Here is an 18880-nt window from a genome sequence, read left to right as displayed (position 1 = left end):
CTCAGACGCCCTTGTTGTTCGGGTTCTTGTAGATGTCGCGCACCGCGTCGGACATCGGGAAATTCAGGTTCGCGTTCTTCGGCGGTATCGGCGACATGAACCACTTCGCATAGAGCTGCTCGATGGCGCCTGACTTCATGAGACCGGTGACCGTTTCGTCGACCAGCGCCTTGAACTGCGGATCGTCCTTGCGCAGCATGATCCCGTAGGGCTCCTGGCGCAGCGACTCCTTCAGGAGCTTGTACTCGCCCGGGTTGGTGGCGCTGGCGATCATGCCGGCGAGCTGCACGTCGTCGAGCACGTAGGCATCGGCGCGGCCGGTCGAGAGCAGCAGGAAGCCGTCGGAGGTGTCCTTGCCCGCGATCTCGTTCACTTCGATCGTTCCGCTCTTGCGTGCGCCGCGCAGCAGCTGGATCGAGGTGCTGCCCGAGACGGTGGCCACGTTCTTGCCGTTGAGGTCGGCCAGCGCATTGATGCCCGAGCTCTTGCGCACCGCGGCGGTGATGTTGGTCACGAAGTGGCTCGGCGCGAAATCGACCTGCGCCTGGCGCTGCGTGGTGTTGGTGGTGGTCGCGCAGTCGAGATCGACCGTGCCGTTCTGCAGGAGCGGAATGCGGTTGGTCGAGTTGAGCATGGTGTAGCGCACCTCGATCTTCGCGAGGCCGAGCTTGGCCTTCACCGCATCGACGATCTTCAGGCAGATGTCGTTGGTGAAGCCGATGGGCGCGCTGTCGGCGCTGAGCTTGTATGAGAACGGGATCTGGCTGTCGCGCGCGCCGATCTGGATCGTGCCGCTCTCCTTGATCTTCTGCAGGGTGCCGCCGTCCTGGGCGCTGGCGGTGGCGCAGGTGAAGGCGAGGGTGAGTCCCAGGGCGAGAGGCAACTTGAAGAAGTCCATGGCGTGTATTCCTTGGTTTGCAGTGACGGGTGGGCTGGGCGAATCTTCTGCGCCTCGATGAATTTCTAAAAGCGATTTTTTGTGATCGAATCGCATGAGCAAAAGCGTTCTTTTGGACCGCCTGCAGAGGAGACCCGTACCGTGATGACCTTCAAGCAACTCGAAGCCCTCTACTGGATCGGCCAGCTCGGCGGCTTCGCGCAGGCCGCGAACCAGCTGCACACATCCCAGTCGGCCGTCTCCAAGCGGGTGCATGAACTGGAGCTGCTGTTCGACACCGAACTCTTCGACCGCAGCCAGCGCAGCGCGCGCCTCACCGAAAAGGGCGAGGAGATGTTCGTGCTCGCCAAGAAGCTGCTGGAGCAGCGCGATGCCGCGGTCGAGCAGTTCGGCAAGCCCGGCGTGGTGGAGCGACGCATCCGCATCGGCGTGACCGAGCTCACCGCGATGACGTGGCTGCCGCGGCTGGTCGGCCTGATCCAGCAGCACTACCCCAAGGTGATCCTGGAGCCCGACGTGGACGACAGCCTGCAGCTGCGCGACAAGCTGCTGGTCGATGCGCTCGACGTGGTCATCGTGCCCGACACCTTCGCCGACTCGCGCATGCAGAGCAAGGTCATCGGCAAGGTGAAGAGCGCGTGGATGTGCAAGCCCGGCGTGGTGCAGACGACGGGCACCGTGCGCCTGCACGACCTCGCGCGCCACCGCATGCTGGTGCAGGGCAACAACTCGGGCACCGGGCGCGCCTACGACGCATGGATGAAGGACCAGGGCGTGCAGCCTTCCAACGTGATCGTGGTGAGCAACCTCGTGGCGCTCACCGGCCTCACCGTGTCGGGGCTGGGCGTGAGCTACCTGCCGCGCGAATGCCTCGCGCCGCTGGTGGCGGCCGGCATGCTCTCGGTGATCGAGGTCACGCCGCCGCTGCCGGTGGTGCGCTACGTGGCGATGCACAAGGGCGAGCACCGCAGCGCGCTCACCTCGTCGATCGTGATGCTGGCGCAGGAATGCTGCGACTTCACGCGCATGTTCCAGGCGCAGGCAGAAGACGAAGAAGCAGCGGCGCGCTGAGCTCGCTGGCGCCGTCGCCGGCGTTTTGTTGCGCAGCGAACGCCGTGTTCGCTACGGGAAATGCACATGCCTTGCAGGCACGTCGCATCTGAAAATCTATTTCAATATTTCCGAAATCGACGGCAATATGAGCGCCATCGCGCCAAATTCAGTTCCATTCGATGGGAATAAGAAAAAACCTTTCACTTTTCGGCCGAATCAGCAAATGAGTACCCGCGCGTAGGACCCACGCAGGCTCCCTCTTTCTTCGACTCCCCACCGTCGCAAGACGTCCTTCAGAAAGTGCCCATGACCATCACCGTGACACGCCAGGATGCGCGCTACAACACCCTGAAGAAGGGCTTCAACCTGCGATGGCCTTCGACGGAATCGGACGCGGCTTCGCGCATCGAACTGGCGGAAACCCCGGGCGATGCCGCGGCCGCGTTGCAGCGCATCGTCGACGCAGGTCTGCGCCCCACGCTGCGCAGCGGTGGTCATTGTTATGAAGACTTCGTCTCCAACAACCCCGACGGCGCGATCCTCGACCTGAGCCTTCTCAGCGGCGCAAGCACCGGCAAGACCGACGGGCGCTACCGCATCGGCCCCGGCACCCAGAACTGGAACGGCTACCTCGAGCTGTACAAGCAGAGCAACGTCACGCTGCCCGGCGGCTCATGCTATTCGGTGGGCGCGGGCGGGCACATCTGCGGCGGCGGCTACGGCCTGCTGTCGCGCCTGCAGGGGCTCACGGTCGACTGGCTCTCCGCGGTGGACATCCTCACGGTCGACGGGCGCGGCAAGGTCGTGCCGCGCACCGTGGATGCAACGCGCGATCCCGAGCTGTTCCGCGCCTGCCGCGGCGCGGGCGGCGGCAGCTTCGGCGCGATCACCAGCTATGTGTTCGACACGCTGCCGACGGCGCCGCGCGAAGTGGCGATCGCGGTGGTCGCGTTCGACTGGGCCACGATGACGCCCACGCGCTTTGCCGAACTGCTCTCCATCTACGGCGACTACTGGGCCACGCGCGGCAAGGCGCCCGACACCTGGGGCATGTTCTCGCTGCTCAAGCTCACGCACCGCTCGTCGGGCCAGATCGTGATGCTCACGCAGTTCTGCAACCCCGACGGCACCTGCAACGACCTGACGGTGCTCAACGATTTCCTCGACCGCTTCCGCGCCTGCACGCCGGTGCCCCTGAAGGGCCGCCCGCCCGGCGTGGGCCCGGCACCGCAGCGCGATGCGGGACAGCTGCTGTGCTCCAAGCCGCACACCGTGACGCGCTACGACTGGCTCACGGCCACGCAGTACCTCAACGGCTCGGGCGAGAACCAGCGCGGCAAGTACAAGTCGGCCTACATGAAGCAGAACTTCACCGCCCGCGAGGCGCAGCGCATCTACACGCACCTCACGCGCACGATGCCCGGCGTCGATTTGAGCCAGTCGCTGGTGCAGGTCGACTCCTATGGCGGCGCGGTCAACAAGCCTGAACGCGTCGGCGACACCGCCGTGCCGCAGCGCGCATCGATCATGAAGCTGCAATACCAGACCTACTGGCGCAGCGCGGCGGATGATGCGGGCCACCTGCGCTGGATCGGCGACTTCTACCGCGACGTGTACGGCACGCCCGACGTGCCCGAGCGCTACGCCGGCACGCCCTACCCCGGCGAGCGCTACGAGGGCTGCTACATCAACTACCCGGACAACGACATGCTGGCGTACCCGTTCTGGTCGCAGCTCTACTACGGGGACCAGGGGCTCTACGAGTTCCTGCGGAAAGTGAAGCGGCGCTACGACCCGAACAACGTCTTTCACCATGCCATGTCGGTGCGGCCGTGAACGAGAGGAACCCCATGACACACAGCCCCAATCAATCCGGCCAAAATCGCCGCGCCGTGATGCAGTGGATCGGCGGCGCTTCCGCGCTCGGCGCATTGACACCGCTGGTCCCCGCCGGCGCGCAGACCCCTGACACTGCGAGCAGCAGCCCGGCCATCGCCCATGCGCCGGCACCGCGCTTCGCCTACGTCGGCACCTACACCTTCGACGCCCCCGGCGGCACCGCCGGCGGGCCGTCCTCGAAGGGCATCTACGTGCTCGCGATGTGGGACGGCGGCTGGACGCCAGTGCAGACCGTGGCGAGCGCGAACCCTTCGTTCCTCGCGGTGCATCCCAGCCGGCGCTTCCTCTACGCGATCAACGAAATCGACACCTACCAGGGCCTGCCCACCGGCACCGCCGAGGCGTATGCGATCGATGCGAACGACGGGCGCCTCACGCTGCTCAACCGCCAGCCGCTCTCGCTCTCGGGCGTGATCCCCGCGCACCTGGCCGTGTCGCCCGATGGCCGTGCACTCGCCGTGGCGCTGTATGGCGGTGGCGCCTACAACGTGCTGCCCATCGAGGCGGACGGCAGGCTCGGCAAGGTCTCGGGCATCGAGAAGGAAACCGGGTCGGGCCCCGACACCGAACGGCAGGAATCGCCGCATCCGCACATGGTGGCGTTCGATGCCTCGGGCCAGCGCGTGCTTGGCACCGATCTCGGCAGCGACCGCATCAATGTCTTCACGCTCGCCGACGGCAAGCTGGCCGTGCTGGGCCGGACGTCGGTCGCGCCCGGCAGTGGGCCGCGCCACCTGGCGCTGCATCCGTCGCAGCGCTCCCTGTACCTGGTGAGCGAGCTCGATGCCACGGTCGCCTCTTTCGGCTACGACGCGGCGAGCGGCAAGGTCGGCGAACAGCGCCAACGCATCTCGACCTTGCCCGAGGGCTACAGCGGCCAGAAGAGCGCGGCGGCGCTGGTGATGCATCCGTCAGGGCAATTTCTCTACGCGACCAACCGCCGGTTGAAGTCAGACCACCCGATGGCCGACAGCATCGCCGCGTTCCGCATCGACGCGGGCAACGGCGCGCTGACACCGGTGCAGCACTGGAGCGAAGGCCTGCGTTTTCCGCGCGCGCTGGCGATGGCGCCAGGGGGCAGCCACCTCTACGCGCTCAGCCAGAAAGGCGACACCATCCTGCGCCTGCGCATCGACCCGGCGAGCGGCAAGCTCGACCAGCCGGTGCAGGTGGCGCAGGTGCCTACGCCGGTGTGCCTGGTGTTTGCTTGAGCCAAGTGGTTTGCTGAACGGGCCTGGGAGCGTTCAGCGCCCAGGCTCCGGCCTCGCCACCCGTTCAGTTCATCCGCTGCAGCTGCACATCATTGACCGCCACGTTGCCCGAGGCCTTCGGGAAGCGGAACGTCACCTGCCGGATGTGCCCGATGTCGACATTGCGCAGCGTGAACGCCTTGAGCGGTATCGCCACCATGTTCAGCAGCGGCCTCGTGACGCCGGTGTCGGCATAAATGGCATCTTCCGGTGCATCGACCAGGGGAATGCTCCCGTTTGGTTTGCGTGCGATGTTGTAGAGCGCGTCGGTGAAATCGCTGCCCCTCACCGTACCCGAGCGCCCTTGCGTGTCAGTCACTGACACCTCCACCTCCTGGCCGATCGAAGCCACGACAGCCATGCGGAAACTCAGGGTGTCGAAACCGCTTGCCGAGAGATCGCCCGTGTTGACCTGCATGCTGGCGCCGGCGGCGTTCCATTGCAGTTGAGCCTGATCGGTGATGGACCAGATCATCTGCTGGCCCGCCGGGAAAAAGGACCGATAGGGGTAGTTGTCGCCGGGCCCATACAAGGATTGTGCGGACAGCCCGGTGAGCGTGTCCGTACATGAAGCTGGCCTGCTGCTGGGGTATCCAGGCAAGTCCCAGCCAAGAGCCAGAAACCGGCATTGGATCGCCTGCTGGAATCCGTCGAACGTGACCGAAAGGCCGAGCGGATTCTTCGCGGCGCTGTCCGCGTTGCGGAAATCCTGCAGCAGCTTGCGACCGCTCGCGGGCTGATGAATGGTCACGACGACGCGCTCGTCGCAGCGGGTCTCGCCCGCAGGACACCCCGCCGCGGGAATGGGCGCCTGCCCTTTCCAGTAAGGCGCGTACTGGACTTCATCGCCCACGAAATAGCGCATGAAGGACTCGATCAGGAAGGCGCCGTTGCGTCGTTGGTCAGACGGGAGCAGGCGCAGCGTTTCGATCACCCCGGCCTTGCAGTAGAGCGCGGCATTCGAGGTCTCCGCGTCGTCAGTCTCCGACCAGTGGCTGTTGTAGAAGTTGTGATTGGCTCCCCGGACGGCAAGCTGGAACTTGGGCGCGCTGTCATCCGACGCGGTGTAGCGGCTGTCGTCGAAGATCTGGGCCCCCGGCATGTTGTAGACGTCGCCGTCGCACATGGGCAGCAAGGTCGCGAAAGGAACATGCGTGACACCCGACAGGCGCCTGGCGTTGATGGGCGCCAGCGAGAACACCGCACGAATCTTGTGCGGCGCCTCGGTGCTGGAAGGCAGCACGATGCCCGACTGTTGCAAGGCATTCTGCGAATTCACCGTCGCGAGCCAGCTTGTGCTGTCGTTGTTGATGGGTTGGAGTGGAACGACCTTCGCCAGAGCATCGCGCAAGCGGGCCTCGACCACATCCAGCGCCGCCTTCTGGGCGGTGAGCACGGCCTCGGTACTCTTGGCCGGGCCTTGCAGATCCTGCACAGCCTGCTTGAGAGCGGAGATGACGGACGCCGGTGCCGCCGGCACCAGCGCTCGCGCATTCTTCAATGCATCCTTCGCGGCCTTGAGCTTCGCGGCTGCGGCGGCGGCTGGGATGGTGGCACTGTCTACCGCTGCCTTGGCTTTCGCCTGGTCGGCCTCCGCCAGCGAAACCCCCAGGCGAAGCGCACGCGCCGTCTGCACGTCCTGGAAGCTGATGCCGATGCGCTGCTTGTTCAGCTCGACCGCATAGGCCACCGCCTCGGCACCACGCGAGTGCCCCAGGATGCCCACCCGGTCGAGGTCCAGCTTGCCCTTCAACTCGGCCCGCTCGACGCCATTGAAGACCCCTGTCGCATTGCCTGCGCGCAGGATATCGAGGGTCGTCATGAGCAACTGGCCGCGCGCCAGCGCACCGGCATCCGAGGCATTGTCGTTGTTGAGGCCGTTGATCTTCCCTGCGTCGATCGAAACCGCGACATAGCCGTTCTCCGCCAGGTCGCGTTGCAGGTAGTCGTAGCCCTTGGCGTTGTTGAGTTCGGAAGAGTCATGCATGCCATGCAGGAACACCACCACCGGAAAACCACCGGATGGAGACAACTGCGGCTTCGACGAGCTACCCGATTCGACTGCCGCACTGGGATAGCGCACCGTGCCACGCAACGGCACGGTGTAGATCACGTCCTTGTACTTCGCGTCGGCAACAGCGGTGGTGCCGAGTTCATAGACGATCTGGTCCGAAGCCACGAAACCGCCCTTCTCGCCGAAAGGCACGGTGTGCGAAAAGCGCGTGAGCACCGAAGGATCCTCGGGCACCGGCATCACCGTCACGGGAACGGGCTCGGAGGATCCAGTGGAAGCGGGGGGGTCGGCAGGAGGCGCGGCCGCCGTGGCCGTTGCGGGCATGAAAGACGGTGCGCCACCGCCGCCGCCACAACCGGTCAATAACAACGCGAATACGAAGGACAACGCGCACGACTGCCGTGCACGCTTCACACACCGAAGCTTCATTTTTTCTCCCTGACTCAGACATGGATGAGAGCTTGCCGATCGCACAGCGAAAGGCGGGCTCTGCCGGATGTCCACATGCTCGGGAGTGCGCGTGCGAAGAGAAACCGCGCCGGGTGTTGCCCCCGGTCGTCAGCTCATGTGCCCCTCCCTGACAAGAGACAAAATCCGTCCAGCAGTATTCATGCCAGGAGAGTGCGCCACCACTCAGCTTCCGCGTGTGAGCATCCGCCCCGCGCGCGCAAGCACCTTCGCTTCACCTTCGCCGCCGCGATAGGCCAGCACGCCGTTCACGAACACGCGCTCCACGCCTTCGCTCACGCCGTGCGGCTTGTCGTAAGTCGCGGTGTCGGCGATGGTCTCGGGGTCGAAGACCACCACGTCGGCCATCGTGCCGACGCGCAACAGGCCGCGGTCCGCGATGCGCAAATTGCGCGCGGTCATGCCGGTCATCTTGTGCACGGCCTGCTCCAGCGTGAAGAGCCGCCGCTGGCGCCAGTAGCGCGCGAACACGCGCGGGAATGCACCCCACAGCCGCGGATGCGGATGGCGGTCGTGCGGCAGGCCATCACTGCCGATCATCGTGAGCGGATGCGAGATGACGCGCTCCACGTCTTCTTCCTGCATCTGGAAGTAGCAGGCGCCGCCGGGCTTCAGCCGCAAACACGCCTCCTGCTCGGTGGTGCCCCATTCGCGCGCGATGTCTGAGACCAGGCGGCCGGTCATCTCGGGATGCGGGTCCGACCAGGTCAGCAGCACATCGATGACGCCATCCACCAGATCCTCGCGCAGCACGGTGGAGCCGGCCACGTAGGGGTACACGTCCATCGCGATCTGCTGGCGTTGCGCGAGCGATTCGATCAGCGGCAGCGTCTCCTTCGTGCGGCCCCAGTTCGCGGGACCGGCGCACTTGTGGTGGGAGATGACCAGCGGCACGCCGGCATTGAAGGCCGAGTCGCCGGCCTCGTGCAGCGCCTCGATGATCTGCTGCATCTCGCTGCGCAGGTGCGTGGCGTACACGCCGCCGTGGCGTGCCACGACGCGCGCGAGCGCGGTCACTTCCTCGGCCGGTGCGGCGAAGGCTTCTTCGTAGAACAGGCCCGACGACATGCCGTGCGCGCCGTCGGCCATGCAGCTGTCGAGCAGCGCCTCCATGCGCGCGAGTTCGTCGCCGCTCGCGGGCCGGTCGAGCGCCTGCATCGTCGCGAAGCGCAGCGTGGAGTGGCCGACCAACGCAGCGACGTTGAGCGCGGGCTGCGTCGCATCGACGGCGGCGCGGTACTCGGCCATGGTCGCGTGCTTGAACGAATCCGCGCCCAGCAGCGTGAGCGGCGGCTTCGACTGCGGCGTGCGGTACGGCGCGAGCGAGATGCCGCAGTTGCCCGTCACCACGGTGGTGATGCCCTGCGACACCTTGGGCAGGCACCGCGGGTCGCGCAGCACGATCGCATCGTCGTGCGTGTGCGCGTCAATGAAGCCGGGCGCGATGACCTTGGCGCGGCAATCGACCACCTCGACATCGGCGAGCGTGAGGCCTTCAGGCAGCCGCCCGCGCAGGCCTTCGCCGAGCGCAAGGATGCGGTCGCCCTGCAGCAGCACGTCGCCGGGCCACGAGGGTCCGCCCGAACCGTCGACCACCAGGCCGGCTTCGAGCAATACGGCTTTCACGGCTTGGGGGTCGCTCACGATGCGCCTCCTTCTTTTTCGTCGTTGATGCCACCGCCGTCCCAGCTTTGCAGCGGGTGCGTGGTGGCGTCGATGCCATGGCGCTGGAAGGCTTCGCGTGCGCGCTGCAGGCGCTGCACCGCCGGTTCGCCGCGTCGTTGCGCGACCAGCACCGTGAGGATTTCGATGGCGGTGAGGTGTGTGAGGTAGGCATCGATGCCCACGTGCATCACCGCGTCGTCGGGCACCGAGAGGCCCAGCAAAAAGTCAGCCTTCGCCGCGAGCGCCGTGCCGGGCCGCGTGAGCGCGACCACCTTGGCGCCCTGCCCCCGCGCGATGTCCACCGCATCGAGCAGCGAGGGCATGCCGCCCACGTGCGAGATGGCGATGACCACGCCGCCCGGCCGTTGCGCCGCGCCCGCCACCTGCTGCAGGTGGTAGTCGGCCCAGGCATTCGCCGAGAGGCCGAGGCGGAACAGCCGCGCCTGCAGGTCGTTGGCCATGAACCACGAGGTCGCGCCCGCGCCGTACAGGTCCACATGCGGCGCGGCCGCGATGGCGGCCACGGCGCCGTCGAGCACCTGCATGTCGAGCTGGCCGCGCACGCCCGAGACCGAGGCCGCGGCGCTGCGCGCGATCTTGCCGACCACTTCGTCGGCCGCGTCCTCGATGTTGACGCGGCGGTGCAGCGGCGAGCCGCCGAGCGCAAGCTCCTGCGCGAGCGCGAGCTTGAACTCGCGCAGGCCCGCGAAGCCCAGGTCGCGGCAGGTGCGCATGATGGTCGGCACCGAGCTGCGCGAGCGCTCGGCCAACTGCTCGAAGCTTTCCTCGAGCACGCGGTCGGGGTCTTCGAGGATCAGGTCGAGAATCGCGCGCCGCGTCGCCGGGGCGCTGCTGCGGATCTGCGCGATCTTCTGAAGCAGGGAGGGGGTCATCGGTTCAAGCGGTTCAGAAATGCATGGCGACGGCGTCGCTCACGCGGTAGTCGTTTTCGACCACGGGCATCCAGTGCCATTTGTCGAAGGTGGTGCAGGGGTGCGAGATGCCGAGGCCGACGCGGTCGCCGACCTTGGGCGCCTCCGCCTCCTCGCTGGCATCCCAGCGCAGGTACGCATGCTGATCGTTGAGCGCGGTGATCTTCCAGCCGGCGGGCACGGCCTGCGCTTCGAGCGTGCCACGTGCCGCGCGTGCGATGGGCACGGGCATCGAGAGGTCGAACGAGATGTCGCGCTTGCCCACGGCGAGGATCGCAAGGCCGGGCTCGGGGCGCGATTGCACCGTGGCCCAGACTTCCATCGCGGGGCGCAGACCTTCGCCGCATTCGCAACCCAGGCGCTCGTCGACCGCGCTGACCATGCGCTTGTAGAAGCCATGGTCGTGCGTGACGTAGCAGCCCGAGCGCAAGAGGCCGCGCACGGGTGAACCCAGCGCGGGCTTGAGGCGCCCGGCCACGAGATCGAAGATGGCAGAGCCGCCGGCCGAGACCAGCACCTCGTCGGTCTCGAAGAGTTTCTGCGTGTCGCAGTGGCGCGCGATGGCTTCGACGCGGTCCATCAGCGTGTTGGCGTATGCGGTGTCGGGTTCGCTGACGCCGGTGGCGCCCTGCCCTTCGTAGGTCTCGATGCCGACGAGCTTGGCGGCTTCGCTTGCGCGCAGGCGCGTGGCGAGCGTCACCGCTTCTTCGTGGGTGCGGCAACCGGTGCGCGCGCCTTCGACGCCGATTTCGATCATCACTTCGAACGGCACGCTCGCGGGGTGGCGCTTCGCCCAGTCCTCGATGAGCGCGAGCTGCGCGAGCGAATCGACCAGGAACACGATGCGCAGGCCCGCCGTGGCGCTCAGCAGCAACTGGATGCCCGCGAGGTCTTCATCGCTCACCACCTGGTTGGCGATGAGCGTGCGGCGCGCACCGGCGGCCACGCCCACGGCCAGCTGGGTGACGGTCGCAAAGGTCAGGCCCCAGGCGCCCGCATCCAGTTGGCGCTGGAAGAGCTGCGGCGACATGCTGGTCTTGCCGTGCGGCGCGAGGTCGATGCCCCACTCGCGAACGCGCGACTGCATCCACGCGAGGTTGTGTTCGAGCGCCTCGCGCTTGAGCATCGCGAGCGGCAGCGGCAGGTCACCGGCCAGCACGTTCCAGCCGGCGGCGCCGACCTCGCTGCGCAGGCGCGGCGGCTGGGTGCGCGGGTAGCCCTTGAAGTGGCTGCCCAGCAGCGGGTCGGTGAAGTTGGCGTTGGTTGTGGCGGCGGTGTCTGTCATGGTCGTCATGCGGCGATGTTGGAGAGCAGCTCCTTGCGGATGCAGGCGCTGTAGTGTCCGGTGGAAATCTCTTCGAGCGGCGGCACCGTCTGCGCGCAGGCCTCGATGGCGTGCGGGCAGCGCGTGCGGAACACGCAGCCCGAGGGCGGCGAGATGGGGCTGGGAATGTCGCCCTTCAGGGCAATGCGTTCAGTGGCGAGCGTGGGGTCGGGCTTCGGGCTCGCGGCCAGCAGCGCCTGGGTGTAGGGGTGCGAGGGGCGGGCGAACAGCTCGTCGGTCTCGGCCACTTCCATCACCTTGCCCAAGTACAGCACCACCACGCGGTCGCACAGGTACTCGACCACGTCCAGGTCGTGCGAGATGAACAGCATGGTCAGGCCCAGGCGCTCGCGCAGGTCCGCCAGGAGGTTGATGACCTGCGATTGAATGGACACGTCGAGCGCCGACAGCGGCTCGTCCGCCACGATGAACTCCGGCTCCACCGCGAGCGCGCGCGCCACCCCGATGCGCTGGCGCTGCCCGCCCGAGAACTCGTGCGGAAAGCGGCTCGCATGCTCGGCGCGCAGGCCCACAGTCTCGAGCAGTTCGGCAATGCGCTTGTCGCGTGCCGCCGTGCCCTTGTGCAGTCCGTGCGTGGACAGCGCCTCGCCGAGGATCGCGCTGATGCGCATCTTCGGGTTCAGGCTCGCATACGGGTCTTGAAAAATGATCTGCAGCTTGCTGCGGAGCTTGCGCATGCGCTCGCCCGAGAGCGCGCCGATGTCCTCGCCGCGGTAGAGCACCTGGCCCTCGGTGCGCTCGACCAGCCGCAGAACGGTGCGGCCGATGGTGCTCTTGCCCGAGCCCGATTCGCCGACCAGGCCCAGGGTTTCGCCGGGCTGGATCGCGAACGACACGTCGTCGACTGCGCGCACCGGGCGGTCGCTGCTGCCGAAGTATTTCTTCAGGCCACGGACTTCGATCAAAGGGGAAACGGCGGTCATCGTGGGATTCCGGTTTTGGCTCCCTCCCCTTCCGGGGGAGGGTTGGGGTGGGGGCACGACGGCACTGGATGAAGCACTGCGCCGAACGAACGCCGCTTGCCCCCATCCCAGCCTTCCCCCGGAAGGGGAAGGAGCAACACGCCAGGCAGTGCGCTTCTCATGCGGCCCTCAGCAGCGGCTGCACCGGCTGCACGCGAACGCAGCGCGCCTCGCGCCCATGGTGCGTCTCGATCAGCGGCGGCATCGCGGCGCCGCATTCGGGCAGCGCCAGGTCGCAGCGCGGCTCGAACGCGCAGCCGGGCGGCGGCGCCAGCGGGCTGGACACCTGCCCGCGGATCGCGAACAGCCGCTTAGGCTTGGGCTGCCCCGGCAGGCGCGCCTTGCCCGGCAGGCAGGCCAGGAGGCCCTGCGTGTACGGATGCTCGGGCTGCGCGAAGAGCGGCCGCACGGGCGCGCTCTCGACCACGCGGCCGGCATACAGCACCACCACGTCGTCCGCATGGTGCGCGACCACGCCCAGGTTGTGGGTGATGAAGAGGATGCTCATGCCCGTCTCGGCCTGCAGCCGGCGCATGAGCTCCAGGATCTGCGCCTGGATGGTCACGTCGAGCGCGGTGGTCGGCTCGTCGGCGATCAACAACGTCGGGTCGCAGGCCATCGCGAGCGCGATCATCACGCGCTGACGCATGCCGCCCGAGAGCTGGTGCGGGTACTCGTGGATGCGCTGCGCCGCCGCCGGAATCTCCACCAGCTCCAGCATGCGCAGCGCATGCGCGAGCGCCGACTTGCGGTCCAGCCCCTTGTGCAGCCGCACGCTCTCGGCGATCTGCTCGCCGATGGTGAAGACCGGGTTCAGGCTGGTCATCGGCTCCTGGAAGATCATCGACAGCTGGTTGCCGCGCAGCGACCGCATCTCGCGTTCGCCGATCTGCAGCAGGTCGAGCGTCTTGCCTTCGCGGGTGACGAAAGAGGCCGAGCCGCTGACCTGCGCGTTCGCGGTCTTGGGCAACAGCCGCATCAGCGTGAGGCTGGTGACCGACTTGCCCGAGCCCGATTCGCCGACCAGCGCGGTGGTCTTGCCCGGCTGGATGGAGAAACTCACATCGGCCACCGAGCGGATCAGGCCGTCCTCGGTGGGGAAGCTCGTGCTCAGGTTGCTGACCGTGAGGCGTGGGGTGTTCGTGGGGTTCGTCATCACGAGGTCTTCTTGAGCTTGGGGTCGAGCAGGTCGCGCACGCCATCACCCAGCAGTTGCAGCGACAGCGCCGTGAAGATGATCGCCAGGCCCGGGAACAGCACCACCCAGAAGGCTTGGTGCGCGTACTGCTGGCTGCCCGCGACCATGGTGCCCCAGGTCGGGATCTCGGGCGGCACGCCGACGCCCAGGAACGAGAGCCCCGCCTCGGCCAGGATGGCGTAGGCGAAGATGAATGACACCTGCACAAGGATCGGCGACATCAGGTTCGGCAATATGTGCCGCCACAGGATGCGCGAGGTGCGCACGCCCAACGCGCGCACCGCTTCGACGAACAGCAGCTCGCGCACCACGAGCGTGGAGGCCCGCACCACCCGCGCCACGCGCGGCGTGTACACCAGCACCAGCGCGAGCACGGTGTTCATCAGCGAGGGCCCGAGGATCGCCACTAGCGCGATGGCCAGCAGGATGTCGGGAAAGGACATCATCGCGTCGACCACGCGCATGAGCGGGGTGTCCAGGCGGCGGAAGAAACCGGCCATCAGGCCCAGCACCGTGCCGGCGATGACCGAGCCCAGGGCGGTGAGCGCGGCGATGGCCAGCGAGTAGCGCGCGCCGTGCACGATGCGCGAATACATGTCGCGGCCCAGTTCGTCGGTGCCCAGCAGGTGCGCGGCGCTCGGTGCCTTCAGGCGATCGAGCACTGCGGTGTCGTTGGGGTCGATGGAGGCGAGCAGCGGTGCGCCGATCGCCATGATCGCGATCACCAGCAGCACCAGCGCGGAGACCATCACGATGCGGCGGTGCATCAGTTGGCGGAGCATTCTTGGCATCTGCACGGCTCAGACCTTCACACGAGGATCGACCACCGCATACAGCAGATCGATCGAGAAATTGATGAGCACGTAGATCGCTGCAATCACGAGCAGCGCCCCCTGGATCACCGGGTAGTCGCGCCGCAGCACTGCACTCACCACGAGGTTGCCGACGCCCGGCAGGCCGAACACCGTCTCGGTGATGACGGCGCCGCCGATCATCAGCGCGACCGTCAGGCCGATCACCGTGACGATGGGCACCAGCGCATTGCGCAGCGCATGCTTGAGCACCACCTTGCTTTCGCTCAGGCCCTTGGAGCGCGCGGTGCGCACGTAGTCTTCGCCGAGCACGTCGAGCATCGAGGCGCGGGTGAAGCGAATGATGAGTGCCGAATTCAGGAGGCCCAGCACCGCCGCCGGCAGCACCAGCGAATGCAGCCGCTCGGCCAACGCCGCATCGGGCGCGCCGTAGCCGGAGACCGGGAACCATCCGAACGACACCGCGAAGATCTGGATCAGCACGATGCCCAGCCAGAAGCTCGGAATGCTCGCGCCGAGCATCGCGACGCCCGTGAAGAGCTGGTCGACCACGCGGCCGCGGAACACGGCCGAGACGATGCCGCAGGGCACGCCGATCAGCGCCGCGATGGCCACGGCCATGAGCGCGAGCAGCGTGGTGGGCTCGGCGCGCTCCCACAGCGCCTGCGTCACCGGGCGCTGCAGGAAGATCGAGGTGCCCAGGTTGCCCTGCAGCACTTCGCGCAGCCAGTAGCCGAACTGCACGGGCAGCGGCTTGTCGAGGCCGTAGTCCTTCTGCACGCGCGCGATGTCGGCGGCTGTGGCCTGGTCGCCCAGCAGCACCGAGACCGGATCGCCCGATGCGGCGCGCGTGAGCACGAAGACCAGCACCGCCACGATGGCGAGCACCACGAGCATGCCGCCCGCGCGGGAGGCGATGTAGCGAAGCGAAGCACTTTTCATCACGACGAGAACTCGATGGCCGCTGCGCTGCCGACGGCCACGTACTGGCCGGTGAACTGGATGTCGCCCTTCTTCACGCGGAAGACCGTGACGTTGTCGCCCTGCTTGTTGTGGCACACGTAGAGGAAGCGACCGCTCGGATCGAGCGTGCAGCTGCGCGGGTAGTTGCCGCGCGTCCACTCTTCGCGCACGAGCGTGGGGGCGCCGGTACGGGCATCGATCTTGAAGAGAGAGATGGAGTCGTGCAGGCGGTTGAGCGACACGAAGTGCTGGCCGTCCGGCAGCATGCGGATGCCCGAGGCATAGCTGGTGCCCTTGAAGCCTGCCGGCAGCGCGGAGGTTTCACTCACCAGCGTGAGCACGCCGGTGGCGCCGTCGTAGCGCATGAAGGCGATGGTCGAGGCCTCTTCGTTCACGAGGTAAAGCCACTTGCCGTTCGGGTGGAAGACGAAGTGGCGCGCGCCCGAACTCTCCGACACGGCGACGGTGCTGGGCTGGCTCAGCACACCGGTCTTTCGGTCGAAGCGGTACGAGATCACGCGGTCGAGGCCCAGGTCGGCGACCAGCACGAAGTTGCCGGTTGGGTCGCTGTGCACCATGTGCGCGTGCGGGCCATCGTGGTCGCTCGTGGCAAAGCCTTCGTGCGAACGGGCCGCGGCCGGCACCACGTCAGCGCCGGGTTTGCAAGGCGTGGCACCGCAGGCGGCGGCGTCCTTGTAGACGACGGCGGCAGCATCCGAATCGAAACCGCCGTCGATGCGCAGCGCGATCACGCTGACATCGCCGCTCGCGTAGTTCGCGGTGAAGAGAAAGCGGCCATCCGGGTGCACGCTGACGTACGCCGGGTCCTTGCCGCCGCAGGCCATCTCGGCCACGAACGACAGCGCGCCGTCGGCACCGATGCGGAAGGCCGAGACCGAGCCGGCCTCGAACTCGTTGGCCGCATAGAGCATCGGCAGCTTCGGGTGCCGCGCGAGCGAGGCGGGGTTGCGCAGCTTGGCATCGCTGCCCGTGCTGGCAACGGCGGGCGGCGCGCCGGGGATGGGCTTGAGCGCGCCGGTCGCGCCGTCCACCACGAACTGGTGAACGCCCAGGCCACGCCCGCCGCGCCACGGCTTGCCGCCGTCGCTGTAGGTGCCGACGTAGGCGTAGACAGGACCGGACGCAGCGGCCTGGACAGTAGAGGCCGTGAGACCCAAGGCTCCGAGGCCGGAGGCCAGTGCGCTGGCTTGCAGAAGTTGGCGACGCGATGGCATGGCGGATTTCCTTCGCGGCCTTACTTGATCTTCGCGTTCCAGAAGAACGGCCAGGTCGCGGGCGTGTAGTTGTCCAGTGCCGGGCTCTTGGCCGAGAGGCCGTTGAACTTGCCGACGTTGATGTACGGCACCTCGTCGTAGACGACCTGCTGCACCTTGCCCCACAACGCGCCGCGCTTGGCGGGGTCGCTCTCGACGTTGAAGGCCTGCAGCGCCGACTTCTTGGCGGGCGTGTCCCACCAGCCGGGCGCGCCATCACCGAGTTGCGGCGGCGAGAGCATCGGCTCGGGGAACTGGCCCGAGTGGGTCACGTAGATGTCCCAGAGCTTGGAGTCGTTGCGGCGCTGCACCAGCGTGGCCCAGTCGACCACGTTCAGGTCGACCTTGAAGCCGGCGCGCTTGAGTTGCTCGGCCATCAGCAGCGACATGTTGTAGTGAAAGTCGTACTGGCGGCTGGTGAGCACCCGGATCGGATCGCCCTTGTAGCCGGCCTTGGCCGCGAGGTCCTTGGCCTTGGCGGCGTTGCGCTGGTTGTACTGGTCGCCGCCGGCGGTCGAATAGAACGGCGAGCCCTTGGGGAAGTGGTTGGCCTCGGCCACGAAGAAGCGCGTGTCGCCGAAGCCGGCGGCGAGCATCTCGCCCTCGCCGAGCGCGGTCTGGATGGCCTGGCGCACCGGCTGGCTCGCGGCCACGCCTTCCTTGGTGTTGAGCACGAGGTACGGGAAGCCGAACGACGGCGTCATGATCGGCACGGTCTTGCCGCCCGACTTCTCCAGGCGTGGCAGCGCCTCCACCGGCAGAAGGTCGGCGAAGTCGTACTGGCCGGCCAGCGCACCTTCGACGCGCGTGCTGGCGTTGGGCACGGGCACGAAGCGCAGTTCTTCAATCGCCGCCTCGCGCTTGCCGCCATAGCCGCTCGCGGGTTCCTTGCGCGCGGCGTACTTGTCGAAGCGGGTGAGCAGCACGAACTGGTCGGGGCGGCGTTCCTTGAACTTGTAGGGGCCGGTGCCGACGAAGTCCTTCAGCGGCGAGGCGATCGAGTCCTTGGCCATGATCGCGGCCATGCCGCTCGGGAGCGCGAGCTGCGAGAGCAGCGGCGCATACGGCGCCTTCAGCACGATCTCCACGCCGAGCGGCCCCTTGGCCTTGAGCGTCTCGATTTCCTTGCCCACGGCCTTGCCGCGCGGCGACTGGTCCATCCAGCGCTGCAGGCTCGCCACCACATCGTCGGCGTTGAGTTCGCGGCCGTTGTGCAGCATCACGCCGCGGCGCAATGTGATGGCGTAGGTCTTGCCGTCGGCGGAGATCTTGGGCATGGTCTCGGCCAGCATCGGCACCACGTTCCACTTGGCATCGAAGGTGTAGAGCGTCTCGTACACGTGCTGCATGATGGTTCCGACCAGGTCGGCCGTGGAGGCCATCGGGTCGAGCGTCTGCGGCTCGGCCACCATGGCGAGCGTCGCGAAGTTGCGCGGCCCCTGGGCATGCGCCTGCTGATGCGGCAGCGCGGCGCACAGCATCGCGAGCAGGGAGGCACCCAGCAGGCTGCGCTTCGACAGCTTGGGCAGGCGCTGGACAAGACCGGCGTGGGCGGCATGGGGGGGCATGGAGAACTCCTTCGTGGGGTCGGGCAGGTTTGTGAAAGAAATTTTCTTTTCGGCCCGGACTTTGAAGCAGTATTCATGCCAAATCATCCGTGTTAACCCTTGTTCGAGGGTTATTCTGAAATAGATTTTCAGATTGGATCGATACTTGCGATCCGTTTCTCTTTCACTTCTCTCATTTCAGGAGTCCTCCCATGCCCCTCGAATACCTCGGCGCCCCGCCCGTCGCCTCGGACCGCCAGGCCCGCCCCTTCTCCCCGGCCGTGCGCGCGGGCGATTTCATTTATGTGTCGGGCCAGGTGCCCGCCAATGCCGACGGCGAAATCGTGGTGGGCGGCATCGAGGCGCAGACGCGCCAGGTGATGGAAAACCTGAAGAAGGTGCTCGCGCTGGCCGGCGCCACGCTCGACGACGTGTGCAAGAGCACCGTGTGGCTGCACGACGCGCGCGACTTTGGTGCCTTCAACCGCATCTACATGAGCTACTTCGGCGAGAACAAGCCGGCGCGCTCGACCACCGAGGCGCGCCTCATGGTCGACGCCAAAGTGGAAATCGACGTCGTCGCCTACAAGCCGAAGTAAC

At 67.0% G+C, this 18880-nt stretch carries 15 protein-coding genes; 4 read left to right on the top strand and 11 right to left on the bottom strand.

Features of this window, described 5'->3' with window-relative positions; all coding sequences use genetic code 11:
* Position 1: 1 nt before the first annotated feature.
* Positions 2-898 carry an amino acid ABC transporter substrate-binding protein gene (locus GNX71_RS06515; RefSeq protein ID WP_206177560.1) on the bottom strand — a complete coding sequence of 299 codons (897 nt, stop codon included), beginning with the start codon at positions 896-898 and terminating at the stop codon, positions 2-4.
* Positions 899-1042: 144 nt separating this feature from the next.
* Here GNX71_RS06515 and GNX71_RS06510 point away from each other — a divergent pair, with 144 nt between their 5' ends.
* The 3 genes from GNX71_RS06510 to GNX71_RS06500 all read left to right on the top strand — a co-directional run bounded on the left by GNX71_RS06510 (position 1043) and on the right by GNX71_RS06500 (position 5061).
* Positions 1043-1969 (top strand): LysR family transcriptional regulator, encoded by a 927-nt coding sequence (locus GNX71_RS06510; protein ID WP_206179367.1) that lies wholly within the window; start codon positions 1043-1045, stop codon positions 1967-1969.
* Positions 1970-2257: 288 nt separating this feature from the next.
* Entirely contained in the window at positions 2258-3787 is a 1530-nt protein-coding gene (locus tag GNX71_RS06505) for a BBE domain-containing protein (RefSeq protein WP_206177559.1), read from the top strand.
* Between the two features lie 14 nt (positions 3788-3801).
* Positions 3802-5061, top strand: coding sequence for a lactonase family protein (locus GNX71_RS06500; protein ID WP_206177558.1), 1260 nt, complete (start codon positions 3802-3804; stop codon positions 5059-5061).
* Between the two features lie 64 nt (positions 5062-5125).
* Here GNX71_RS06500 and GNX71_RS06495 read toward each other — a convergent pair whose 3' ends face one another.
* The 10 genes from GNX71_RS06495 to GNX71_RS06450 all read right to left on the bottom strand — a co-directional run bounded on the left by GNX71_RS06495 (position 5126) and on the right by GNX71_RS06450 (position 18301).
* Positions 5126-7363, bottom strand: a complete 2238-nt coding sequence (locus tag GNX71_RS06495; RefSeq protein ID WP_206177557.1) for a hypothetical protein — start codon at positions 7361-7363, stop codon at positions 5126-5128.
* A gap of 384 nt (positions 7364-7747) precedes the next feature.
* A complete protein-coding gene (locus GNX71_RS06490; protein WP_206177556.1) occupies positions 7748-9226 on the bottom strand; it encodes a D-aminoacylase in 1479 nt (492 codons plus the stop codon).
* Positions 9223-10140 carry a MurR/RpiR family transcriptional regulator gene (locus tag GNX71_RS06485; RefSeq protein ID WP_206177555.1) on the bottom strand — a complete coding sequence of 306 codons (918 nt, stop codon included), beginning with the start codon at positions 10138-10140 and terminating at the stop codon, positions 9223-9225. Before GNX71_RS06485 ends, GNX71_RS06490 begins: the two co-directional genes overlap by 4 nt.
* Positions 10141-10153: 13 nt before the next feature.
* On the bottom strand, positions 10154-11473 hold the full coding sequence (locus GNX71_RS06480; protein WP_206177554.1) for an amino acid deaminase: 1320 nt from the start codon (positions 11471-11473) through the stop codon (positions 10154-10156).
* A complete protein-coding gene (locus GNX71_RS06475) occupies positions 11470-12447 on the bottom strand; it encodes an ABC transporter ATP-binding protein (protein ID WP_206177553.1) in 978 nt (325 codons plus the stop codon). Before GNX71_RS06475 ends, GNX71_RS06480 begins: the two co-directional genes overlap by 4 nt.
* Before the next feature lie 157 nt (positions 12448-12604).
* Complete coding sequence (locus tag GNX71_RS06470; RefSeq protein WP_206177552.1) at positions 12605-13642, bottom strand: ABC transporter ATP-binding protein; 1038 nt, start codon at positions 13640-13642, stop codon at positions 12605-12607.
* A complete protein-coding gene (locus GNX71_RS06465) occupies positions 13642-14481 on the bottom strand; it encodes an ABC transporter permease (protein WP_206177551.1) in 840 nt (279 codons plus the stop codon). The genes GNX71_RS06470 and GNX71_RS06465 overlap by 1 nt, the downstream gene beginning before the upstream one ends.
* A 3-nt stretch (positions 14482-14484) precedes the next feature.
* Positions 14485-15438 carry an ABC transporter permease gene (locus tag GNX71_RS06460; protein ID WP_206177550.1) on the bottom strand — a complete coding sequence of 318 codons (954 nt, stop codon included), beginning with the start codon at positions 15436-15438 and terminating at the stop codon, positions 14485-14487.
* On the bottom strand, positions 15438-16694 hold the full coding sequence (locus GNX71_RS06455) for a lactonase family protein (RefSeq protein WP_206177549.1): 1257 nt from the start codon (positions 16692-16694) through the stop codon (positions 15438-15440). The genes GNX71_RS06460 and GNX71_RS06455 overlap by 1 nt, the downstream gene beginning before the upstream one ends.
* A gap of 20 nt (positions 16695-16714) precedes the next feature.
* Entirely contained in the window at positions 16715-18301 is a 1587-nt protein-coding gene (locus GNX71_RS06450) for an ABC transporter substrate-binding protein (protein ID WP_206177548.1), read from the bottom strand.
* Between the two features lie 191 nt (positions 18302-18492).
* Between GNX71_RS06450 and GNX71_RS06445 the strand changes: the two genes are divergently transcribed.
* Positions 18493-18879, top strand: a complete 387-nt coding sequence (locus GNX71_RS06445; protein WP_013539755.1) for a RidA family protein — start codon at positions 18493-18495, stop codon at positions 18877-18879.
* Position 18880 lies beyond the last annotated feature (1 nt).

This window comes from Variovorax sp. RKNM96 (assembly GCF_017161115.1).
Taxonomy (GTDB): Bacteria; Pseudomonadota; Gammaproteobacteria; order Burkholderiales; family Burkholderiaceae_C; genus Variovorax.
The sequence above is the reverse complement of the archived record's forward strand: the minus strand, read 5'-3'. Positions and strand labels throughout refer to the sequence as shown.

Coding starts and splice junctions, on each gene's coding strand:
- GNX71_RS06460 (WP_206177550.1), bottom strand. CDS start 15,438: ATGAAAAGTGCTTCGCTTCGCTACATCGCCTCCCGCGCGGGCGGCATG.
- GNX71_RS06475 (WP_206177553.1), bottom strand. CDS start 12,447: ATGACCGCCGTTTCCCCTTTGATCGAAGTCCGTGGCCTGAAGAAATAC.
- GNX71_RS06455 (WP_206177549.1), bottom strand. CDS start 16,694: ATGCCATCGCGTCGCCAACTTCTGCAAGCCAGCGCACTGGCCTCCGGC.
- GNX71_RS06510 (WP_206179367.1), top strand. CDS start 1,043: ATGACCTTCAAGCAACTCGAAGCCCTCTACTGGATCGGCCAGCTCGGC.
- GNX71_RS06450 (WP_206177548.1), bottom strand. CDS start 18,301: ATGCCCCCCCATGCCGCCCACGCCGGTCTTGTCCAGCGCCTGCCCAAG.
- GNX71_RS06515 (WP_206177560.1), bottom strand. CDS start 898: ATGGACTTCTTCAAGTTGCCTCTCGCCCTGGGACTCACCCTCGCCTTC.
- GNX71_RS06480 (WP_206177554.1), bottom strand. CDS start 11,473: ATGACGACCATGACAGACACCGCCGCCACAACCAACGCCAACTTCACC.
- GNX71_RS06505 (WP_206177559.1), top strand. CDS start 2,258: ATGACCATCACCGTGACACGCCAGGATGCGCGCTACAACACCCTGAAG.
- GNX71_RS06445 (WP_013539755.1), top strand. CDS start 18,493: ATGCCCCTCGAATACCTCGGCGCCCCGCCCGTCGCCTCGGACCGCCAG.
- GNX71_RS06470 (WP_206177552.1), bottom strand. CDS start 13,642: ATGACGAACCCCACGAACACCCCACGCCTCACGGTCAGCAACCTGAGC.
- GNX71_RS06500 (WP_206177558.1), top strand. CDS start 3,802: ATGACACACAGCCCCAATCAATCCGGCCAAAATCGCCGCGCCGTGATG.
- GNX71_RS06485 (WP_206177555.1), bottom strand. CDS start 10,140: ATGACCCCCTCCCTGCTTCAGAAGATCGCGCAGATCCGCAGCAGCGCC.